Origin of the sequence: Rossellomorea marisflavi, assembly GCF_022170785.1 — a bacterium.
Lineage (GTDB): Bacteria > Bacillota > Bacilli > Bacillales > Bacillaceae_B > Rossellomorea > Rossellomorea marisflavi_B.
Map to the genome: position 1 here is coordinate 1,600,519 of NZ_CP081870.1, position 18,750 is coordinate 1,619,268.

Annotated in this window: 19 protein-coding genes and 1 pseudogene; 14 read left to right on the forward strand and 6 right to left on the reverse strand. The window is 48.3% G+C overall.

Features of this window, described 5'->3' with window-relative positions; translation table 11 throughout:
* Positions 1-70: 70 nt before the first annotated feature.
* The 5 genes from spxA to pepF all read left to right on the forward strand — a co-directional run bounded on the left by spxA (position 71) and on the right by pepF (position 6,214).
* On the forward strand, positions 71-466 hold the full coding sequence (gene spxA / locus K6T23_RS08530) for a transcriptional regulator SpxA (RefSeq protein WP_048004318.1): 396 nt from the start codon (positions 71-73) through the stop codon (positions 464-466).
* Positions 467-820: 354 nt separating this feature from the next.
* Positions 821-1,492 carry an adaptor protein MecA gene (gene mecA / locus K6T23_RS08535; protein WP_053427535.1) on the forward strand — a complete coding sequence of 224 codons (672 nt, stop codon included), beginning with the start codon at positions 821-823 and terminating at the stop codon, positions 1,490-1,492.
* Between the two features lie 74 nt (positions 1,493-1,566).
* The gene (gene cls, locus K6T23_RS08540) at positions 1,567-3,057 is read left to right on the forward strand and encodes a cardiolipin synthase (protein WP_056537807.1); all 1,491 of its coding nucleotides are present in this window, start codon (positions 1,567-1,569) and stop codon (positions 3,055-3,057) included.
* Positions 3,058-3,145: 88 nt separating this feature from the next.
* The gene (locus K6T23_RS08545; RefSeq protein ID WP_238284158.1) at positions 3,146-4,297 is read left to right on the forward strand and encodes a competence protein CoiA; all 1,152 of its coding nucleotides are present in this window, start codon (positions 3,146-3,148) and stop codon (positions 4,295-4,297) included.
* A 93-nt stretch (positions 4,298-4,390) separates the two neighbouring features.
* A complete protein-coding gene (gene pepF / locus K6T23_RS08550) occupies positions 4,391-6,214 on the forward strand; it encodes an oligoendopeptidase F (protein ID WP_148985432.1) in 1,824 nt (607 codons plus the stop codon).
* A gap of 61 nt (positions 6,215-6,275) precedes the next feature.
* Here pepF and K6T23_RS08555 read toward each other — a convergent pair whose 3' ends face one another.
* The 5 genes from K6T23_RS08555 to K6T23_RS08575 all read right to left on the reverse strand — a co-directional run bounded on the left by K6T23_RS08555 (position 6,276) and on the right by K6T23_RS08575 (position 9,422).
* Complete coding sequence (locus K6T23_RS08555) at positions 6,276-6,449, reverse strand: hypothetical protein (RefSeq protein ID WP_179125790.1); 174 nt, start codon at positions 6,447-6,449, stop codon at positions 6,276-6,278.
* Between the two features lie 283 nt (positions 6,450-6,732).
* On the reverse strand, positions 6,733-7,599 hold the full coding sequence (locus K6T23_RS08560) for a ClpXP adapter SpxH family protein (protein WP_235563651.1): 867 nt from the start codon (positions 7,597-7,599) through the stop codon (positions 6,733-6,735).
* On the reverse strand, positions 7,586-7,987 hold the full coding sequence (locus K6T23_RS08565) for a globin domain-containing protein (RefSeq protein WP_053427531.1): 402 nt from the start codon (positions 7,985-7,987) through the stop codon (positions 7,586-7,588). The genes K6T23_RS08560 and K6T23_RS08565 overlap by 14 nt, the downstream gene beginning before the upstream one ends.
* A gap of 161 nt (positions 7,988-8,148) precedes the next feature.
* Positions 8,149-8,763 (reverse strand): lytic transglycosylase domain-containing protein, encoded by a 615-nt coding sequence (locus K6T23_RS08570; RefSeq protein WP_238284159.1) that lies wholly within the window; start codon positions 8,761-8,763, stop codon positions 8,149-8,151.
* 59 nt (positions 8,764-8,822) lie between these two features.
* Entirely contained in the window at positions 8,823-9,422 is a 600-nt protein-coding gene (locus K6T23_RS08575; RefSeq protein WP_079515828.1) for a CYTH domain-containing protein, read from the reverse strand.
* A gap of 131 nt (positions 9,423-9,553) precedes the next feature.
* On the opposite strand from K6T23_RS08575, the gene K6T23_RS08580 reads away from it, so the two are divergent.
* From K6T23_RS08580 to K6T23_RS08595, 4 genes are read left to right on the forward strand one after another with little or no spacing between them, the layout of a single operon-like run.
* Entirely contained in the window at positions 9,554-9,925 is a 372-nt protein-coding gene (locus K6T23_RS08580) for a UPF0738 family protein (protein ID WP_238284160.1), read from the forward strand.
* Between the two features lie 57 nt (positions 9,926-9,982).
* Complete coding sequence (gene yjbM / locus K6T23_RS08585) at positions 9,983-10,630, forward strand: GTP diphosphokinase (RefSeq protein ID WP_048015489.1); 648 nt, start codon at positions 9,983-9,985, stop codon at positions 10,628-10,630.
* A gap of 13 nt (positions 10,631-10,643) precedes the next feature.
* Complete coding sequence (locus tag K6T23_RS08590; RefSeq protein ID WP_048004306.1) at positions 10,644-11,438, forward strand: NAD kinase; 795 nt, start codon at positions 10,644-10,646, stop codon at positions 11,436-11,438.
* A 13-nt stretch (positions 11,439-11,451) separates the two neighbouring features.
* On the forward strand, positions 11,452-12,333 hold the full coding sequence (locus K6T23_RS08595) for an RluA family pseudouridine synthase (protein WP_238284161.1): 882 nt from the start codon (positions 11,452-11,454) through the stop codon (positions 12,331-12,333).
* Between the two features lie 42 nt (positions 12,334-12,375).
* Here the strand turns inward: K6T23_RS08595 and prpE are convergent.
* A pseudogene (prpE, locus tag K6T23_RS08600) lies at positions 12,376-13,109 on the reverse strand (bis(5'-nucleosyl)-tetraphosphatase PrpE).
* Between the two features lie 244 nt (positions 13,110-13,353).
* Here prpE and mgtE point away from each other — a divergent pair.
* From mgtE to K6T23_RS08625, 5 genes are all read left to right on the forward strand, one after another.
* The gene (gene mgtE / locus K6T23_RS08605; protein ID WP_048013149.1) at positions 13,354-14,697 is read left to right on the forward strand and encodes a magnesium transporter; all 1,344 of its coding nucleotides are present in this window, start codon (positions 13,354-13,356) and stop codon (positions 14,695-14,697) included.
* Between the two features lie 24 nt (positions 14,698-14,721).
* Positions 14,722-16,584: a monovalent cation:proton antiporter family protein gene (locus K6T23_RS08610; protein WP_238284162.1), complete on the forward strand. Its 1,863-nt coding sequence runs from the start codon at positions 14,722-14,724 to the stop codon at positions 16,582-16,584.
* A gap of 110 nt (positions 16,585-16,694) precedes the next feature.
* On the forward strand, positions 16,695-17,183 hold the full coding sequence (locus K6T23_RS08615; protein WP_238284163.1) for a DinB family protein: 489 nt from the start codon (positions 16,695-16,697) through the stop codon (positions 17,181-17,183).
* A 174-nt stretch (positions 17,184-17,357) separates the two neighbouring features.
* Positions 17,358-18,134: an enoyl-ACP reductase FabI gene (fabI, locus tag K6T23_RS08620; RefSeq protein ID WP_053427523.1), complete on the forward strand. Its 777-nt coding sequence runs from the start codon at positions 17,358-17,360 to the stop codon at positions 18,132-18,134.
* A 149-nt stretch (positions 18,135-18,283) separates the two neighbouring features.
* A complete protein-coding gene (locus K6T23_RS08625; protein WP_238284164.1) occupies positions 18,284-18,712 on the forward strand; it encodes a spore coat CotO family protein in 429 nt (142 codons plus the stop codon).
* Positions 18,713-18,750: the final 38 nt, after the last annotated feature.

Here is an 18,750-nt window from a genome sequence, read left to right on the forward strand (position 1 = left end):
AACCGTATACGTTTAAATAATACTCTACCATAATCTTTTCAAAAAAATCTTGAGGGAGTGTGAATGATTCGTGGTAACATTATTCACTTCACCTAGTTGTACATCTTGTCGTAAGGCAAAAGCTTGGTTAGAAGAACATGAGATTCCATATACAGAGCGCAACGTTTTTTCTGAGCCATTGAGCATTGATGAAATCAAGGAAATCCTTCGCATGACTGAGGATGGAACGGATGAGATCATTTCGACTCGTTCGAAAACATTCCAAAAGCTGAACGTCGACCTGGAGACCCTTCCTCTGCAAGAGTTGTTCGAACTGATCCAACAGAATCCTGGGCTTCTCAGACGCCCGATCATCTTGGATGAAAAACGCCTGCAAGTAGGTTACAATGAAGACGAAATCAGACGTTTCCTTCCAAGGAAAGTTCGTACATTCCAACTCATGGAAGCTCAGCGCATGGTTAACTAATTCATATCCGCCCCGGTCGGAATGGCCGGGTACCTTTTCTAAAAAAAGGGGGCCAGCTAATGAAGGTACGTTGCGTATCCTTTTCAGCTGGTCCCCTTTTACATTGGACGAGTTTTATCACTTGAATTTTCTGCAAATATCCGCTAAACTGGCAAAAACACTTAGTTAATCAGCAGGATATGTGAAGTAAAATGGGTGCAAAATGTATTCCCATTTCAGTGGAATCAACATAAAATAGAAGTACAAGGTACAAACTAACCTAACTGTTTCTTCTATCTTCACCAGCAATCGAGCTGCAAGGCTCGGAGGGTGCAGTCCCTTCACTAACTTCATGCAAGAAGGGAGAGGTGTCAAATGGAAATCGAACGCATTAACGAAAATACAGTCAAGTTTTATATATCTTATGGGGATATCGAAGATCGCGGTTTTGACAGGGAAGAAATCTGGTATAACCGTGAGAGGAGCGAGGAGCTATTCTGGGAGATGATGGATGAAGTTCATCAGGAAGAAGACTTCGGAATCGAAGGCCCCCTTTGGATCCAGGTTCAGGCCCTTGATAAGGGACTTGAGATCCTCGTGACCCGTGCACAGGTCTCCAAAGATGGTCAACGTTTCGAACTGCCGATCCCTGAAGAAAAGCTGAAGGATCTGCCGGTTGATGAACGGATTGAAGAACTCCTCGATCAGCACTTCCAGATCAAGCAGGACCCTGAAGGAGAAGGGGATGCTTCACTCGATTTCACTCTTACATTCCGTGATTTTGAAGATGCGATCTCCCTTGCCCACCGGATGAAGGACCAGCCGTTGGAGCAAATGGCCACAAAGCTATTGGCTTATGAAAATAAATATTATCTATACATTAAGTTTTCCGAAGAACACTTTACGGAAGAGGAAATGGAGAATACGCTCAGCATGCTCCTCGAATATGCGGATGAATCACGCATGACTGTACATCGTCTTGAGGAATATGGAAAAGTCGTCATGGCTGAAGATGTATTCGGTACGTTACGTACACATTTTGCATAATGCCCAATACCGGTTTCTGATGAAATCGGTATTTCTTTATTTTTAAGAATCCATCCTGAAAGGTGTTCACGAGTGTGAAAAATACAGTGCGTGTTCTCTTGTTCCTGCTGGTACTTGTTATCAGTTACCTGCTCTACTTTGATCAGTACTTACATGGTGTAGTCAAATACGTCAGCTTGTTGTTCACCTTCTCCGTCATCTTGATCGGATTTTTGATCTTCTTCGAAAACCGCCATCCGACCCAGACGTTGACATGGCTCGTGGTGCTCGGAGCATTTCCGTTCCTGGGCTTTATCTTTTATCTGTTGTTTGGCAGGAACTTCCGGAAGGAACGGATGTTCAAGAAAAAATACATATTGGATAAGCAGACCTATCTGCGGTATGAACCTGGTCCGAAAGAAATGGATCGGGATTTGTTTCAGGACAAGTATTTCCGTCTAGCCAGGCGAATCGGCAACAGTTCGATTTCCTTTTCTTCTTCGACAAAGGTGCTGACCAATGGTGATGAAACGTTCCAGGAGATTTTGGACTGGCTGAAGACGGCGAAACATCATATCCATCTTGAATACTATATTGTCCGTCATGATGACATCGGCTCTCAAATCAAGGAGGTCCTCATCCAAAAAGCCAGCGAAGGGGTGAAGATCCGCTTCTTATATGACGCTGTGGGTTCATGGCAGCTTTCCAGGAAATACATCACCGAATTGAAAGAAGCAGGAGTCGAGATGGTTCCATTCGGTCCGGTTAAAATACCCATCCTGAATAATAAGTTCAATTTCCGCAATCATCGCAAGATCATCGTCATAGACGGTTCCATCGGCTTTGTGGGTGGGTTGAATATAGGTGATGAGTATCTTGGGAAGAACCCTTCCTTTGGATTCTGGAGGGATACCCACCTGATGGTGAAAGGGGATGCCGTCAGGACCCTGCAGCTTATCTTCCTCCAGGATTGGTACTATATGACGAGTGACGATTTCATCACACCAGGTTATCTTACTCCTGACCCAAGCGAGGGGGACGGAGGCGTGCAGATGATCGCGGGAGGACCTGACAATGAAGTCAGCGTCCTGAAGAATCTGTTCTTCTCCATGATCACATCTGCTCAAAAGAGTGTGTGGGTTGCGTCACCCTATTTCATACCGGATGAAGATATATTCTCAGCCTTGAAGATTGCCGCCCTCAGCGGAGTGGATGTGAGGCTTCTTGTACCCCACAAGCCTGATAAAAGAATTGTGTTCCACGCTTCCCGTTCCTATTTCCCTGAGCTCCTTGAAGCGGGTGTCAGGATCTATGAATACCAAAAGGGCTTCATGCACAGTAAGATCCTCATCGTGGATGGTGAACTAGCTTCGATCGGCACGTCCAATATGGACATGAGGAGCTTTCATTTGAATTTTGAGGTCAACGCCTTCCTTTACAAGACGGAAAGCACCCTTGATCTTATGACTGAATATGAGCATGACCTGCTCCATGCAGAAGAGCTGTCACTCGATACATTCCAAAAGCGCCATCTTGGGTACAGGTTCCTTGAATCAACATCTCGTCTGCTCTCACCGTTATTATGAACTTTCCCGGGGAATCCCGGGGAAGTTTTTTTGATGGGGGAAAGGAAATGGACGTGCGCACGTAGAATGAGTGTGGAGGAGGTGTTTCATGCTGACTGCTCATGTCAATAACCGTTTAGTCACCGCGTTCCATCATTCGAGAGGAGAACTCTTGAAGCTACGTTCATCCACTCCAACGATCACTTGTCCCCACTGTCGTAAGCCCTTGGTCCTCAAAATCGGAAGCAAGACCATCCCGCATTTCGCCCACCAACTAAAGCAAGACTGCCCCGTCATGCATAAAGGGGAGTCCCGTCTTCACCACTCGGGTAAGAAAATCCTTTATGATCGGTTCCACAGTCTGTTCCCGGATGTGAAAGTGGAGTATTTCTTAAAGGAAATCAATCAGATTGCCGATGTGTTCATCAATTCGGGGAGCGCAAGAATGGCAGTCGAGGTCCAGTGTTCGACCCTCTCTGCAGCAGAACTGAAGAAGCGGACAGAGGGGTACCGGTCTCTCGGCATCCAAGTGATATGGCTGTTAACGGAAGGAGCCCCCAGGCCGAGCGGGGCACTCAGGCTTTCATCGTTTCAGCAAACCTTCCTGCGCCATGCAGAACCCCTTGGCTTATTCCTTCTTCTTTTCCTCCCTGATCGACAAGAATTCCATCTCTACCAAAATCTCATCCCCCTTTCTGCGAATACCTTCCATGCTTGCACGATTCACAAGATTCCCGTAAGTGAATTCACCATACCCATGACTACCCAAGCACCTGTAAGATCATTTCCCTACAAAATTTGGGATCGCTCGAGGACTGGTTGGATCCAACGCATCCTCAGGTACCCAACCGAGCAAGCCTTTAAGCAGGAAGTATACCAGTCAGGTGATACGTTATTGTATCTACCTCAATGGGTGGGTCTACTTCCCCACTACCGGATCGAAACGCACCCTGTCATCTGGCAGTATTACCTTTGGAGTGATGCGTTGAAGAAAAGGGACGCAGGACTCGGCACAATCGTTTCTGCAATGGCTGTGAGGTCAGAGAGAGGTGAGGTGCGGGTCAGGGATCTGCCCCTTGTGGACCAAGGTGGCTGCCCTATAGAGGAAGCCGTCAACTGGTACTTATCTTTATTGGAGAAGCTCGGAATGGTCCGAATGGAGGGAGGGATGTGCAGACTTCTTCAACAGTGGGAATGCCCGGCGACGTTCGATCTCTATATGCTCCACCGAGCGGATTTTTCAGCGCGGTTCCGCATATAGTATAGTGAGACCGATTAGTTGCAGGAATACGTTCGTTGAGAGAGAATAGTACTATTAAGGAAAAATTGCAAAAAATGAGGATGGAGGATCACTATGTCTAATGAAACAGCTGTAAAACGCCTGCCGACCCGCAGTGAAGTAAAGCAGGAGCTAACGTGGAGGCTTGAAGATATCTTCCCGAGTGACGAAGCCTGGGAGAAAGAGTTCAAAGAGATCCAGGAGCTTTCAGGCAAGGCAGGGGATTTCAAAGGAACACTCGGCAACGGAGCAGATGAACTATATGCCGCTTTTGCTTTCCAGGATGAGATCCTTGAGCGGATGGGGAAGGTTTATACATACTCACATATGCGCTACGACCAGGATACCACCAACTCCCATTATCAGGGGATGGACGACAGGGCGAAGAGTCTTTATACAAAGCTCGGCAGCGCATTTGCCTATCTGGTTCCGGAGGTTCTTTCCATCGAGGAGGAAAGGATTGCATCATTCCTTGAAGAAAAAGCTGAACTGAAGGTTTATGCCCATGCCCTTGAAGAGATCAACCTTCAACGTCCTCATATTCTGACTGAGAAGGAAGAGTCCCTTCTGGCGCAGGCATCAGAGGTGTTCAGTTCATCAAGCAATACATTCGGAATGCTGAATAATGCCGATCTTGAATTTCCAAGTATCAAAGATGAAAACGGGGAAGTAACGGAAATCACCCACGGGCGATTCATCCGTTTCATGGAGAGCGGTGATCGCGCAGTCAGGAAAGAAGCGTTTGAAAAAGTCTATGAGACGTATGGTAAGTTCCGCAATACATTCGCTTCTACACTGAGCGGTGCCGTGAAGAAAGATAATTTCTCAGCGAAAGTTCGGAACTTTGATTCAGCACGCCATGCGGCCCTTTCAAACAATAATATTCCCGAGCAGGTGTATGATAACCTGGTTGAGACCGTCAACAGCAATCTGCATCTCCTTCAGCGATATGTGAAGCTGCGCAAAAAGGTCCTTGAGCTCGATGAAGTCCATATGTATGACTTGTACACTCCGCTTGTGAAGGAAGTCAAAATGGAAGTCGGGTATGATGAAGCCCAGAAGATGATCCTTGACGGCCTCAAGCCTCTCGGCGAAGAGTATGCGAATGTCCTGAAGGAAGGGTTTGATAACCGCTGGGTGGACGTTGTGGAGAACAAAGGGAAGAGGAGCGGGGCCTATTCATCGGGGGCGTATGGGACGAATCCGTATATCCTTATGAACTGGCAGGATAATGTGAACAATCTGTTTACCCTTGCCCATGAGTTCGGCCACAGTGTCCATAGTTATTACACAAGGAGCGCACAACCTTACACGTACGGAAATTATTCCATCTTCGTGGCGGAAGTGGCATCAACGTGCAACGAAGCCCTCCTCAATGACTATTTATTGAAAACGATCGACGATGAGAAGAAGCGTCTTTATTTGTTGAACCACTATCTCGAAGGATTCAGAGGTACGGTATTCCGCCAGACCATGTTTGCCGAGTTTGAACATCATATCCACAAAAAAGCCCAGGAAGGCGTGGCTCTAACGTCGGAATACCTGACGAAGGAATATTATGAACTCAACAAGAAGTACTTCGGTGAGGAAATCATGATTGATGAGGAGATCGGACTGGAATGGGCAAGGATCCCTCACTTCTATTACAATTACTACGTCTATCAATATGCCACAGGCTTCTCGGCTGCAACGGCCCTTAGCCATCAGATCCTTGAAGAAGGCGAGCCTGCAGTCAAACGGTATATCGAGTTCCTGAAAGCAGGAAGCTCGGATTATCCGATTGAGGTGCTCAAAAAGGCGGGAGTCGATATGACAACGTCCTCGCCGGTTGAGGAAGCGTGCAAGGTCTTTGAAGAAAAACTCAATGAAATGGAAGCCCTTCTTGAGAAACTCCAATAAGCGTTTAAATAAAAAGACGCCCGCTGAACCACTAGCGGGCGTCTTTGCTTTCGGGCAGAAATCAGCGTTGAAAACCTTTGAATCGATGGCGTGTGAAGAGTGAATGGATGAAGATCAGCACGCATACGAAAAGAATCGGGGATGTGACATAAATCGGGATCAGCTTCATGAGACCGAAAATATTGAGGATGAAACTGATTCCGATGAGTATCAGGAGGATCACCTGTTTCACCATGAGCACGTCTCCTTTGGAAGCCGTTTTTTACTATGTATATGTGCCAGAGTGAATTCTCATTCAATGGAATATGACAATATTGTGAAATACCATACAAACTCTTGTCATAGCCAGCCGGCTCATGGTATATTATCAGTGTGAAGTTGATCACAAGCAAACATATACCCCTTTGTTTGACCGTGAAAAATTTCTCCCATCCCCTTTGTTCGTATTTGAAAAGCCGATGTTGGCGACAACATCGGCTTTTCCATTTGTGCGATTATTATTATATCGGGATAATTAATTACCCGATATATCTCCAAAATGTCCCGTGCTTTGCGGGGATCTTCTTCACCTTCTGCTGAAGGGCCCACTTTTTCATTTCTTTCTCTACTTCCTCAACCGATAAATCGTATACAACGGCAATTTCCATCGTACCGACCAGGCGATAGTGCTTCAAGAATACATCCAGTGAGGGAAGCGTCTTTTTTTCCGGTTTCTCTGCAAGCATTTCTTCAATGATGTGTACGTAGACGTCATAAGGATACATACCTGCGATCTTCAACCCTTCGTCTTCAATGTTTTCATTGAAGAAAACCAGGGTAGGGATCTCTTCGACTTCCATCTCGGATGTGATCTTAACATCACACTTGAACGCCTTCGCAGCAGAATCGGAGTGGATATCGTTCATGAATTCGTTCAGGTCCAGCTTGGCTGCAGTGGCGCATTCCTTTAATACATCGATGGAGGATACATCCCTTTTTTCAAGGAATAATCGCTCCTGAAGACAACGAAGGAATCGGATGCCCTGATGTTTCCCCTGAAGTTCGGCTGCCTTGATGGCGAATGATACCACATAAGGCGAATCGATGGGATTTTCTTTCCATAGGCTGCCGTCGCAAGACATCCCCGAACGGCTGGCGGTCTTATCCCAGTGCTGGGCGAGATCCGCTTGTTTCTTTCTCGTTGCGATATTCAGCGAGGACAGCTGACCACTCAGGATGTAGCGGATGCGGAAGTATTGACCATATTCGATATGAAGCTTTTTCATGATGGGTTCCAGGGCCCAGCATTCCGGACAAAGAGGGTCGACGAACATATAGATTTCCAGAGGCTTCTTATCGGCGCTGCATCCCTTCAACGGATGCCAATTCACGCTAGTCAATGTCATTCTGCTCCCGTTCATCGGTATTCACCATATGGTGCGCGGTGAGTGCAAGGCGATGGAAGAAATCTTCGCGTACAGGACCCTCTAATTGTACGTCGTCCATTGCTTCATGCATACAGCCGAGCCATGCCTTGGCACGTGACTCGGTAATCGGGAAGGGAAGATGTCGCGCACGGAGCATGGGATGTCCATGTTCTTCCGTGTAGATCGGCGGCCCCCCCAGGTATTGTGTCAGGAATTGTTTTTGTTTCCGTGCTGTTTCGGTCAAATCATCCGGGAACAGGTTCGACAGCTCCGGATGGCGGGCTACTCTATGGTAAAACGCTTCTACGAGCATGGAGAGTTTCTTTTCGCCGATTAGATTATAGGGCATGTTAGGTTTCTCGACCATAAGAATGACTCCTTTTTACTAAGTTTGTAAGTTCATTCTAGCAAGCCTGCCGTGTTAGCACAAACAAATCGGCTTGCCCTTCAACCATAGTGTGACCTCGATGGGGGAAACGTATGAAAGGGGGGCGGGGAAATAAAAAAAAGCCGGCCCAGATGGCCGGCTCATGCGTAATAAGAATCCATGATTTTTCTCACATAGTTCTGAGTTTCCTGGAAAGGGGGCACTCCACTGTACTTATCTACATTCCCGGGTCCAGCATTGTAAGCCGCCAAGGCAAGCTTCATGTCCCCGTCATATTTCACCAGCATCTGTTTCAGATACTTAGAGCCGGCAAAGACGTTCTGTTCAGGATCAAAGACGTCAGTGACCCCGAGCCCACGAGCTGTTCCGGGCATGAGCTGCATCAATCCTGCAGCACCTGCGTGACTGGTGGAGGAAGGGTCATAACCCGACTCCTGCTTCACGACGGAGTGGATCAGCTTAGCGGGTATCCCGTAGCGTTCGGCGGCCCTGCTGATGATGGAGTCGATGCCTGTTTCCGGCCCCTTGCTTGCATCACGCTTTTGGGAAAGGGGAAGCGTCGGAGAAAGTGCCTGCTGGGGCATAGTATCGAGGAGATTCTGTACACTCCCCAATGTGTCGGTCCCGGTTGTCTGAAGAGCATTTTCAAGCACGGTTTGGAACACATTCGTGCCTTCGCTTGATGATGAGGCGATGGACCCGAGGTTACCGAGTGCCTGAAGCTCCATCATCGCTTTTACTTGTTGGATGTTCATGTATCGGATCTCCTTGCTCTGATTAGTAGGCGTATACAGTTACTATCGGTAAGATTCCTCTACTGTGAAGGATTTTCCTTCTGCTTTTTCTTCAACTCATCATAAAAGCGCCTGACTTTGTTCTTGGTCTGTCGAACCGGGATCTGGAACGTCTCAAGAAGTTCGAGGAAGATGGCTTCTCCTTCGGTCCTGTCCGCTACTTCATATTCCAGTTCATAGTCTTCTTTATCCAGGTACTCGCTCTGATCCAGAACCAGTAGCCCACCTTTGAATCGTTGTTCGGAGCGTATTGTATTCAGCGTCCCGAAGTGGAGCAGGGTGTCTGGATCGATATTGAGTCCGAGGATGGTATCCCGCACTTCACCCTCAGGGAATCTTCTATCCTTGAGAAGAAAAGCGGCTTCATCTCCGCTTAGGGGCTGGTTGGTTTCGAGCAGGTCTTCGCCGTGGGGGGTCTTCAATGTCAGCGTATGGTGTCCACTCTTGGACCGGATCCTAAGGGCTGAACGGGCTTCCTTCAGTTTGAAATCTTCGGTATCGAAGTAGTGATTGGCCTGGTGCAGAAAATCCGCTTCTTTCACATTGAACGCTGAAGAGAGCTTAACAAACTCTTCGGATGTAAGAAGGTTCTTGAATTCAATTTCGATTTCTTTTGGCATGAGGGTCTTCCTTTCTACTGTCGGTCATTGCTTCATTATCTCATTGACGAATGGGGAACTTCAATGTTTAGATGAATCCATGAAATGTGGTAGAATGATACTGATTGTTTTATGGAAGGAATGAGTGTTGAATGAGGAAAGTAATCCAGTTTCACCAGACAAGCGTTGAAAACGGTGTCCTGGTCCTGCACACAGAACAGGACGATCTCCTGGAAGGAGTCCAGGCAGCCGGTCAGATCATAGCAGACTCTGATCGATTCGCTTTTGTATACCTAGCAGAAAATGCGGAAGAGTATGTGTATTTATATTTGGAGGAACCGATCTGGCAGGAACTGAAGAACGTCCTGGAAAGCGGCATGCCGGTCATGGCGCGCGGATCGGAACGGACCCTAGAGCTGCATCAGTTCCAGGATGAGCTTCAGTACCTGGTCGAGAATATTCAGGGGAACGGAAACTACGGTGATGAGATGGTCGCTAAGGTTGAAGCGGTATTTTTTAACTGATCAAATAAACATCGTTCATTAAGGCATTGACAGCCGACCCTACCAGGAGGTGATGGAATGAACCATTGGGAACAGTTTTTAGCTCCGTATAAACAGGCTGTTGACGAACTGAAGGTAAAGCTGAAGGGGATGCGTGGTGAGTATGAGAAATATAGCATCCATTCACCCATTGAGTTTGTCACGGGCAGGGTGAAGCCGATTGCCAGCATCTTGGATAAAGCGAACAAAAAAGGAATCAAGCTGTCTGCGATCCAGCAGGAGATGCAGGACATCGCCGGACTGAGGATGATGTGCCAGTTTGTTGAAGATATCCATGTGGTGGTGGAAAAGCTCCGCGCAAGGAAGGACTTCACCATCATCGAGGAACGTGACTATGTGACCCATAAGAAGCCGAGCGGCTACCGCTCCTATCACATCGTCATCGACTATCCCGTGCAGACCATTCACGGGGAAGTGAATATTCTGGCGGAAATCCAGATCAGGACTTTGTCCATGAACTTCTGGGCAACGATCGAGCATTCATTGAATTATAAATACAGTGGCCAAATCCCGGAAGAAATCAGACATAGGTTGCAAGGTGCTGCAGAAGCTGCTTTCCGCCTTGATGAAGAGATGAGCCTCATCAGGGAAGAGATACAGGAAGCACAGGTCATTTTTACGAACAAAACGGAAAAGGACCAGCGAGGGAGACCCAGCGGGACTTGAAAGGGGCATGAGTATGAAGTTCGCGATCACGTCAAAAGGTGATTCCAAATCCAACACGTTGATGCATAAAATGAGGACCTATCTTCAAGATTTTAATCTTACATATGATGAAGACCAACCCGACATCGTCATCTCCGTCGGTGGGGACGGCACGCTCCTCTATGCCTTTCACCGCTATCGTTCAAGACTTGATAAGACGGCTTTCGTCGGAGTGCATACCGGCCACTTGGGCTTTTACGCAGATTGGGTGCCCGAGGAGATCGAAAAGCTGGTCATCGCCATTGCGAAGACTCCTTATCAAGTCATTGAATACCCTCTACTAGAGACGATCATCCGTTATCAGCACGGTGGAAAGGAAACGAGGTATCTTGCACTCAATGAATCCACCGTCAAAAGCGTCGAAGGAACTCTTGTTATGGATGTGGAAATTCGCGGCCAGCACTTTGAACGCTTCCGCGGGGACGGGCTCTGCCTTTCCACGCCTTCGGGAAGTACGGCCTATAACAAAGCCCTTGGCGGTGCTATCATCCACCCGTCGATCCCTGCGATCCAGTTTGCTGAAATGGCGTCCATCAACAATCGCGTCTTCAGGACGATCGGTTCGCCGCTCATCCTCCCGGCCCATCATACATGCATGCTGAAGCCGGTGAACGGTCCTGACTTCCTCGTCACGATCGATCACTTATCCCTGCTTCACAAAGATGTGAAGAGCATTCAATATCGCGTGGCCGATGAAAAGATCCGGTTTGCCCGGTTCAGGCCGTTCCCGTTCTGGAAACGGGTGCATGACTCCTTTGTGTCGGACTGACGGATCAAGGATCATGAAACGATATGAAATGAATTGGGTCATCGGTGAAGAGGACCAGGGACGCCGCATGAAAGATTTCCTCAAGGATCATGAGATTTCCAAGCGCACCTTGACGGCGGTCAAATTCGAAGGCGGGGAGCTTAGCGTCAATGGAAAGCGGGAAGATGTAAGGTTTCGCTTAACCGCGGGTGACTGCCTCCGCGTCGTCTTCCCGGTTGAAGACAGCTCCATCCTACCTGAGCCGTTTCCCTTGAAGGTCCTTTATGAAGATGAGGACGTTCTGGTGGTTGACAAACCCGCTGGAATGAAGACGATTCCTTCGACCGATCAAGCAGGGGGGACATTGGCAAATGCGATCAGGTTTCATTACATGGCTACAGAAGTCGCATCCACTGTCCATATCGTCACCAGGCTTGATAAAGATACGTCTGGGATTGTGCTGGTGGCAAAGCACCGGCATATTCATCATCTCTTCACGCTGAGTCAGAAGCAGGGGAACGTTAGCAGGGAGTATGAAGCCATTGCTCACGGTTTGTTTACAGATGCAGAAGGGGTCATCGAAGCTCCCATCGGAAGGAAAGAGACCAGCATCATCGAACGGATGGTCCGGGAAGACGGGCGCCATGCCAAAACCCGATATCGTGTCGAAAAGCAGTACGGAGCCTATGCTCATTTGAGACTGCAGCTCGAGACTGGGAGGACCCATCAGATCAGGGTGCATCTATCCCATATCGGACACCCTCTGGAAGGGGACGATCTTTACGGCGGTGCGCTTGATCGTATAAAGAGGCAGGCACTCCATTGCAGCCGACTTGCCTTTTTTCATCCGGTGAAACAACGCGAGATGACCTTTCACTGTCCGCTGCCTCAAGATATGAGTCGGTTGGTGGATTAAGGTTCATAATAAGAGCGAGAGCCCCGTGGCCCTCGCTCTTTTTTAGTAACAAGTGAATTTTGTCGGGATCGATGGCATCGTGGAAGGCACACTGACCTTCTCGATTTCCGGGTAGCGGAACGCGGTGAGGCGTCCCCCAAAGACGGCACCGGTGTCGATATTGACTGTGCGATGGATCATTCTTGGCTCTGGTACGGGTGTATGGCCATAAACAATCCAGGCATCACCATGATAGTCCCTGGCCCAGTCCCTCCTGACGGGTGTCCCGTCGGGATTCCGTTCCCCGGTGATGTCCCCGTAAAGAACGAAGGTCCTGATTCTTTTATCTTTACGCCCGATCCATTCCTCTTTCATCCCTGCGTGGGCAAGGATCAGTCTTCCTCCATCGAGCACATCGTAGAGAGGGGCGTCTTCATACAGAGTGAGGAATTGCTTCTTGATTGCTTCCTGCTTCGAAGATGAGGCGGATTCCCACTCTGCGACCGTTGTTTCAAGTCCATGGCGTATTTGAACATCATGGCCCAGGAAATAGCGGTACAATTTATCGCAGTGATTCCCAGGGACATACCTTGCTTTCCCCCGTGAGCAGAGAGCTGCCACAAGTTCGATCGTGTCGAGTGATTGCGGCCCCCTGTCCGTAAGATCTCCTATGAAGGCAAGCTTTCGTTCATGATGGATGGGTATGCCGTCATTCCAGCTGTATCCAAGCTTTTCAATAAGTGCGGTCAATTCCTCATAGCAGCCATGTATATATCCCCGATGATATCCAGTTTCATATGAGTCAGCTCCTTTTCGCTTTTCTTTTTATTGAAATTATGCCATATTAATGGTTCAGTGTTTCACATATACGCTCGGACCGCAGGACTTCAAGAAAAAGGATGTCATTTTTAAGGCGACAAGAACTGAAGGATTTGCTAGTATTAAAACGATAAAGATACATGTGATAGGAAGAAGGTGTGTTCAATGACTGATATCACACAAGATCAGGAAAGAGACAAAGATAAACCGAATGATAGGGAAATGTTCGATGAAGAACTTCTGATCAGGGCGCTTGAAGAGGAGAATATGGATCTCTTCCGTTCAGAGTTTATTGAACTGCACTCGTATGATCAGGCGACATTCTTTGCACGGGTGGAGGAAGGATTGAGGGCCCGCCTCTATCACTACCTATCCCCTGAAGAAATGGCAGAGCTTTTTGAAAGTCTTGATATTGAAGAAGAAGATTATCAGGATATCCTTGCCGAAATGAATCCCTCTTATGCAGCTGAGATGCTCTCCCATATGTATACGGATGATGCGGTCGATGTATTGAATGAGCTGGATAAGGAACAGGTGGTCAGTTACTTGACCATCATGGATGATGAATCGGCGAAAGAAATCAAAGAACTCCTGCACTATGAAGAATACACGGCCGGTAGTATCATGACCACGGAATTCGTGGCCATCAGCAAGAATCAGACGGTGCGGTCGGCCATGTATATCTTGAAGAACGAAGCGCCGAATGCCGAGACCATCTACTATATCTATGTTATCGACGACGATAAAAAACTCGTAGGGGTCATCTCCCTTCGCGACCTTATCATCAGTCACGATGACGTGATGATCTCAGAGATTATGAGCGAACGTGTCATGTCTGTAGGCGTCAGTGAAGACCAAGAGGCAGTAGCGAGACAAATGAAGGATTACGACTTCCTTGCCCTGCCGGTTGTGGATTTTCAGCAGCACCTCCTCGGTATCATCACCGTCGATGACATCATGGACGTTATGGAAGAAGAGGCATCCGATGACTATTCGAAGCTCGCAGGGATCTCGGATCTTGATTCCATCGACCAGAACCCGTTCAGTGCAGCCAAGAAAAGGCTGCCGTGGCTCATTGCCCTTTTGTTCCTCGGAATGTTTACCGCAAGCCTCATCAGCCGGTTCGAGGACACCCTTGCCGTCGTACCGGTCCTTGCCATCTTCATCCCGGTCATTTCGGGGATGTCCGGTAATACGGGTACCCAGGCCCTCGCCGTTGCGGTTCGCGGTATTGCAACGGGAGATATTGAAAAAGAAAGCAGATGGTCCCTTATCATGCGTGAAGCAGGGACCGGTCTGATCACGGGTACAACATGCGGTGTCGGTATCAGCATCATCGTGTACGTGTGGAAGGGTGAGTTCTTCCTCGGACTGGTCATAGGGGTTTCGCTGCTCATATCCCTCTTTGTGGCCACACTTGCCGGGATCCTGGTCCCGCTCGTGATGCATAAGCTCAAAGTCGATCCGGCGGTTGCGTCGGGGCCGTTCATCACTACGATTAATGATATCATTTCGATTTTGATTTATTTCGGCCTCGCCACCATTTTCATGAGCTACCTACTATAACTATAGACAAGGGGGAGAATTAGAATGGAACAACATGCATCTGTTATGTCACTTGTCATTGTGATCCTTGTGGCGTTTCTGACACCTATCCTGCTCCATAAGTTCAAACTCAACTTCATCCCCGTGGTCATCGCAGAGATCATCGTCGGATTGATCATCGGGAAAAGTGGATTTGATATTGTTCACCAGGATATGTGGCTTGAGACGCTTTCTACATTGGGGTTCATTTTCCTAATGTTTCTCAGTGGATTGGAAATAGACTTCACCGCGTTCTCGGGGGGCAAGAAGAAAAAGGCCCTACTGCCGAACGGTAAGGAAGAGCCGAACAGGCTCCGGGTAGCCATGATCATTTTCCTGGGAATCTTCGTGGTCTCCCTTGGCCTCTCTTATCTGTTCGTTTGGTTCGGTTTGATCAATAATGCCTTCCTCATGACCCTCATCATTTCGACCATCTCTTTGGGAGTGGTGGTTCCGACGTTGAAAGAGGCCCATATCATGAAAACGGCAATCGGTCAGATCATCCTCCTGGTAGCGGTCATCGCGGATCTTGCGACGATGATCCTGCTTGCCGTATTCGTCTCCCTATACGGGGACGGCCAGGGAAGCATGTGGCTCCTTCTCATCCTCTTCGGTGTGGGGATCCTGCTTTACTTCCTTGCAAGACGACTAAAGAATAATCCGTTCATCAGGAGTCTATCGACAGGTACCGTTCAAATCGGCACGCGGGCGGTATTCACGCTCATCATCGTCCTGGTGGCCATTTCGGAAACCGTGGGGGCAGAGAATATCCTGGGGGCGTTCCTGGCTGGAGTGCTTGTTTCATTGCTTGCGCCCAATCAGGAAATGGTCCATAAGCTGGACTCTTTCGGCTACGGATTCCTCATCCCGATCTTCTTCGTCATGATCGGGGTTGAACTGGACCTCTGGACCCTACTGAGCGACAAGAAAATGCTTCTGTTGATTCCGTTGCTGCTGCTTGCTTTCTTCATCTCGAAAGTCGTGCCGGTGTACTTCCTGAAGTATTGGTATGATACGAAGACGACCCTTGCTTCTGCGTTCCTTCTGACCTCGACCCTTTCTCTGGTCATCGCGGCAGCTAAGATCGCGGAGCGAATCGAGATCATCACTCCGCAGATGAGTGGAACATTGATCCTCGTCGCCGTCATTGCCTGTATCATCACGCCGATTTTCTTCAAGAAGCTATTTCCGAAAGAAAGTGCGGCAGAGAAGAAGCTCAAGGTTTCATTCCTTGGAGCCAATCAGCTGACGATGCCGGTATCGAGGGAGCTTCAATCCTCCCTGTATGAACCGGTCCTTTACCATACGAGGCAGGACAAATCGGAACAGACCATTGCAGACTCGCTGTTTACCATCAATGAAATCGAGAATTATGATTCTTCGACCATTGAAGCACTTGGGATATTTGATTCGGATATCCTCGTCATTTCTACCGGAGACGAAGCGCTCAATGCTTCATTAGCCGTAGAAGCGAAAGCAAAAGGTGTGGACCGGGTAATCGTCAGGGCCGAGAGTGCAGACCTTCATGAAGATCTGAGGGAGAAGGAGATCGAGGTGTATTCTGTCTTCCTATCCACGAAGGCACTGCTCCGGGCCTTGATTGAATCACCGTCTGTACTGAATATCCTTACCAATCAAGAAACGTCCCTGTATGAGATCAGGATGCTGAACCATCAATTCGAGGGAATGTCCCTCAGGCAGTTCCCATTCACCGGGGATGTCATTTTTGTCAGGATTTTCAGGGGGAAGGATTCCATTGTTCCCCACGGTGATACAGAGCTTCATATGAATGATCGCCTGATCGTCACCGGTTCGAAGGAATATGTGGATGAATTGAAGAGAGAATTGGAATTCTGTGAAGACTGCTGAACACATTGGAACTTCCCATGCTATATGCTGGGAAGTTCTTTTTTTTATCTCATTAGACAAGGGATATCACTATGTTTAGAATGAACGTATAACCAATAGGAGGTGTTCTCATGTGGAGAGAGAATGTAAAGACCATTCGTAATGAATTGATCGACAGCTTCCATGACGCAGGAGAAGATAAACTGAATGAAAAGCCTGCGAGTGGGGGATGGAGCATAGCGCAAGTCGTCCTTCATCTTGCCGGGGCTGAAACACGATTCATGGAGCTCGCACTGCGCTCTGCCTCTGAGAGTATGGCGAAGGGAGAAAAGGTCGACCTGACAGTATTCGATGATCCCGCACATAAGATGATCGCGCCCATCGATCCTCCTGACGTACACAAAACCTGTGACGAGCTTCTTAAGGCCCTTCATACTTCGAGGCAGTTGACGGAACGCCTTGAATCTTCCTACACAATAGAAGAGCTGGAGCAAAAATCAATGGATCACCACCGCTTCGGCGTCATGCCCATTGAGCAGGTATTCGAACTGCTGGGCAGGCATGAGAAGCGGCATATCCGCCAAATCCACCGGATCAAAGAGCAGATCACCCGACTATGAAAGCATCCCGGTTCTTGGGGGCGTGACGTATGAAGAGCCCCCTCCTGTAAGTACGGATGCGGTGGTGGGAGGGATTAGCTTATAAACATCGCGAACAAGGCTTTTCATTTTGGTGATTATCATGTAGAATTAGTATCAGGTACTAATAACATGTATTAAACAGGAGGATATTCAATGACTCTTTCATTAAAGGGAAAAACATACGTCGTCATGGGAGTGGCGAATAAACGCAGCATCGCCTGGGGGATTGCCCGTTCGCTCCACCAGTCGGGAGCACGATTGATCTTTACATATGCTGGTGAACGTTTTGAAAAGGGAGTAACGGACCTTGCTTCCACACTCGAAGGAGGGGAAGATTCACTGATCCTTCCTTGTGATGTGACAAGTGATGAAGATATCGACAAGTGCTTCGCAACCATCAAGGAAGAAGTCGGTGTCATCCATGGCCTCGCTCACTGCATCGCATTCGCGAACAAAGAGGAGCTTGCTGGAGACTATATGAATACGACCCGCGACGGGTTCCTTCTCGCCCACAATATCAGCTCCTACTCACTGACGGCTGTCAGCAAGGCGGCAAAAGGGATCATGACCGAAGGCGGAAGCATCGTGGCTATGACGTACCTTGGAGGAGAAAGGGTCATGCAGAACTACAATGTCATGGGAGTGGCGAAAGCTTCCCTTGAAGCAAGCGTACGCTACCTTGCAAGCGACCTTGGTAAAGATGGAATCCGCGTGAATTCTATTTCTGCCGGTCCGATCCGTACCCTGTCTGCTAAAGGAGTGGGTGACTTCAACAGTATCCTGAGAGAAATTGAAGAGCGCGCACCTTTACGCCGCAACACGACTCAGGAAGAAGTAGGGGATGCGGCTGTATTCCTCTTCAGCGACTACTCAAGGGGAATCACTGGAGAAAATCTCCATGTTGATTCAGGTTACCACGTACTGGGTTAAATTCAGATATCAATAGAAAGAACCTTCATCTAAGGAAGGCTCCTGTTGGAGTCCACCGCGATGAAGGTTCTTTTTTTGCATTTTGCCATGAAGAAACACATAGGAGGGGTGTGCATACATATAAAAGTAGACCATAAGGAGGGATGAATGTGAGGAAAGAAAAGAAGCCTCTGTTATATATTCAGCAGCCCCGCATGATCGATGTGGGCAGCAATATGCAGAATACCTATAAGGGATCAGCCAAGAGGGCCGAATCCAGGCCGAAGCTCCCCGAAGAAGTGAAGGAAGAGGTAGTGGAAGCCGTCATAGAGGAACCGGTGGCGCTGAAGACAGAATCCTATTTCCGGCCGCTGAAGCCATTCAGGGAGATGGATCTTGAAGGGAAGATCGGCTACCTGGAAGCGAGCATCATGGGGAGGGCCCCGTTCCCATGTACATTCCAGACGGATCATGTCTCTTACAGAGGGGTGCTTCGATCATCGGATTCCACCACATTGACGATTAAGACCTTCCAAGGGGAAGCCGTGGTGTTGGAAAAAAAGGCAGTCAAAAACATCCAGATCATTGGATTGAAATAGAAAGAGCCAGGCGGTCACCCGACTGGCTCCTTCCCTGT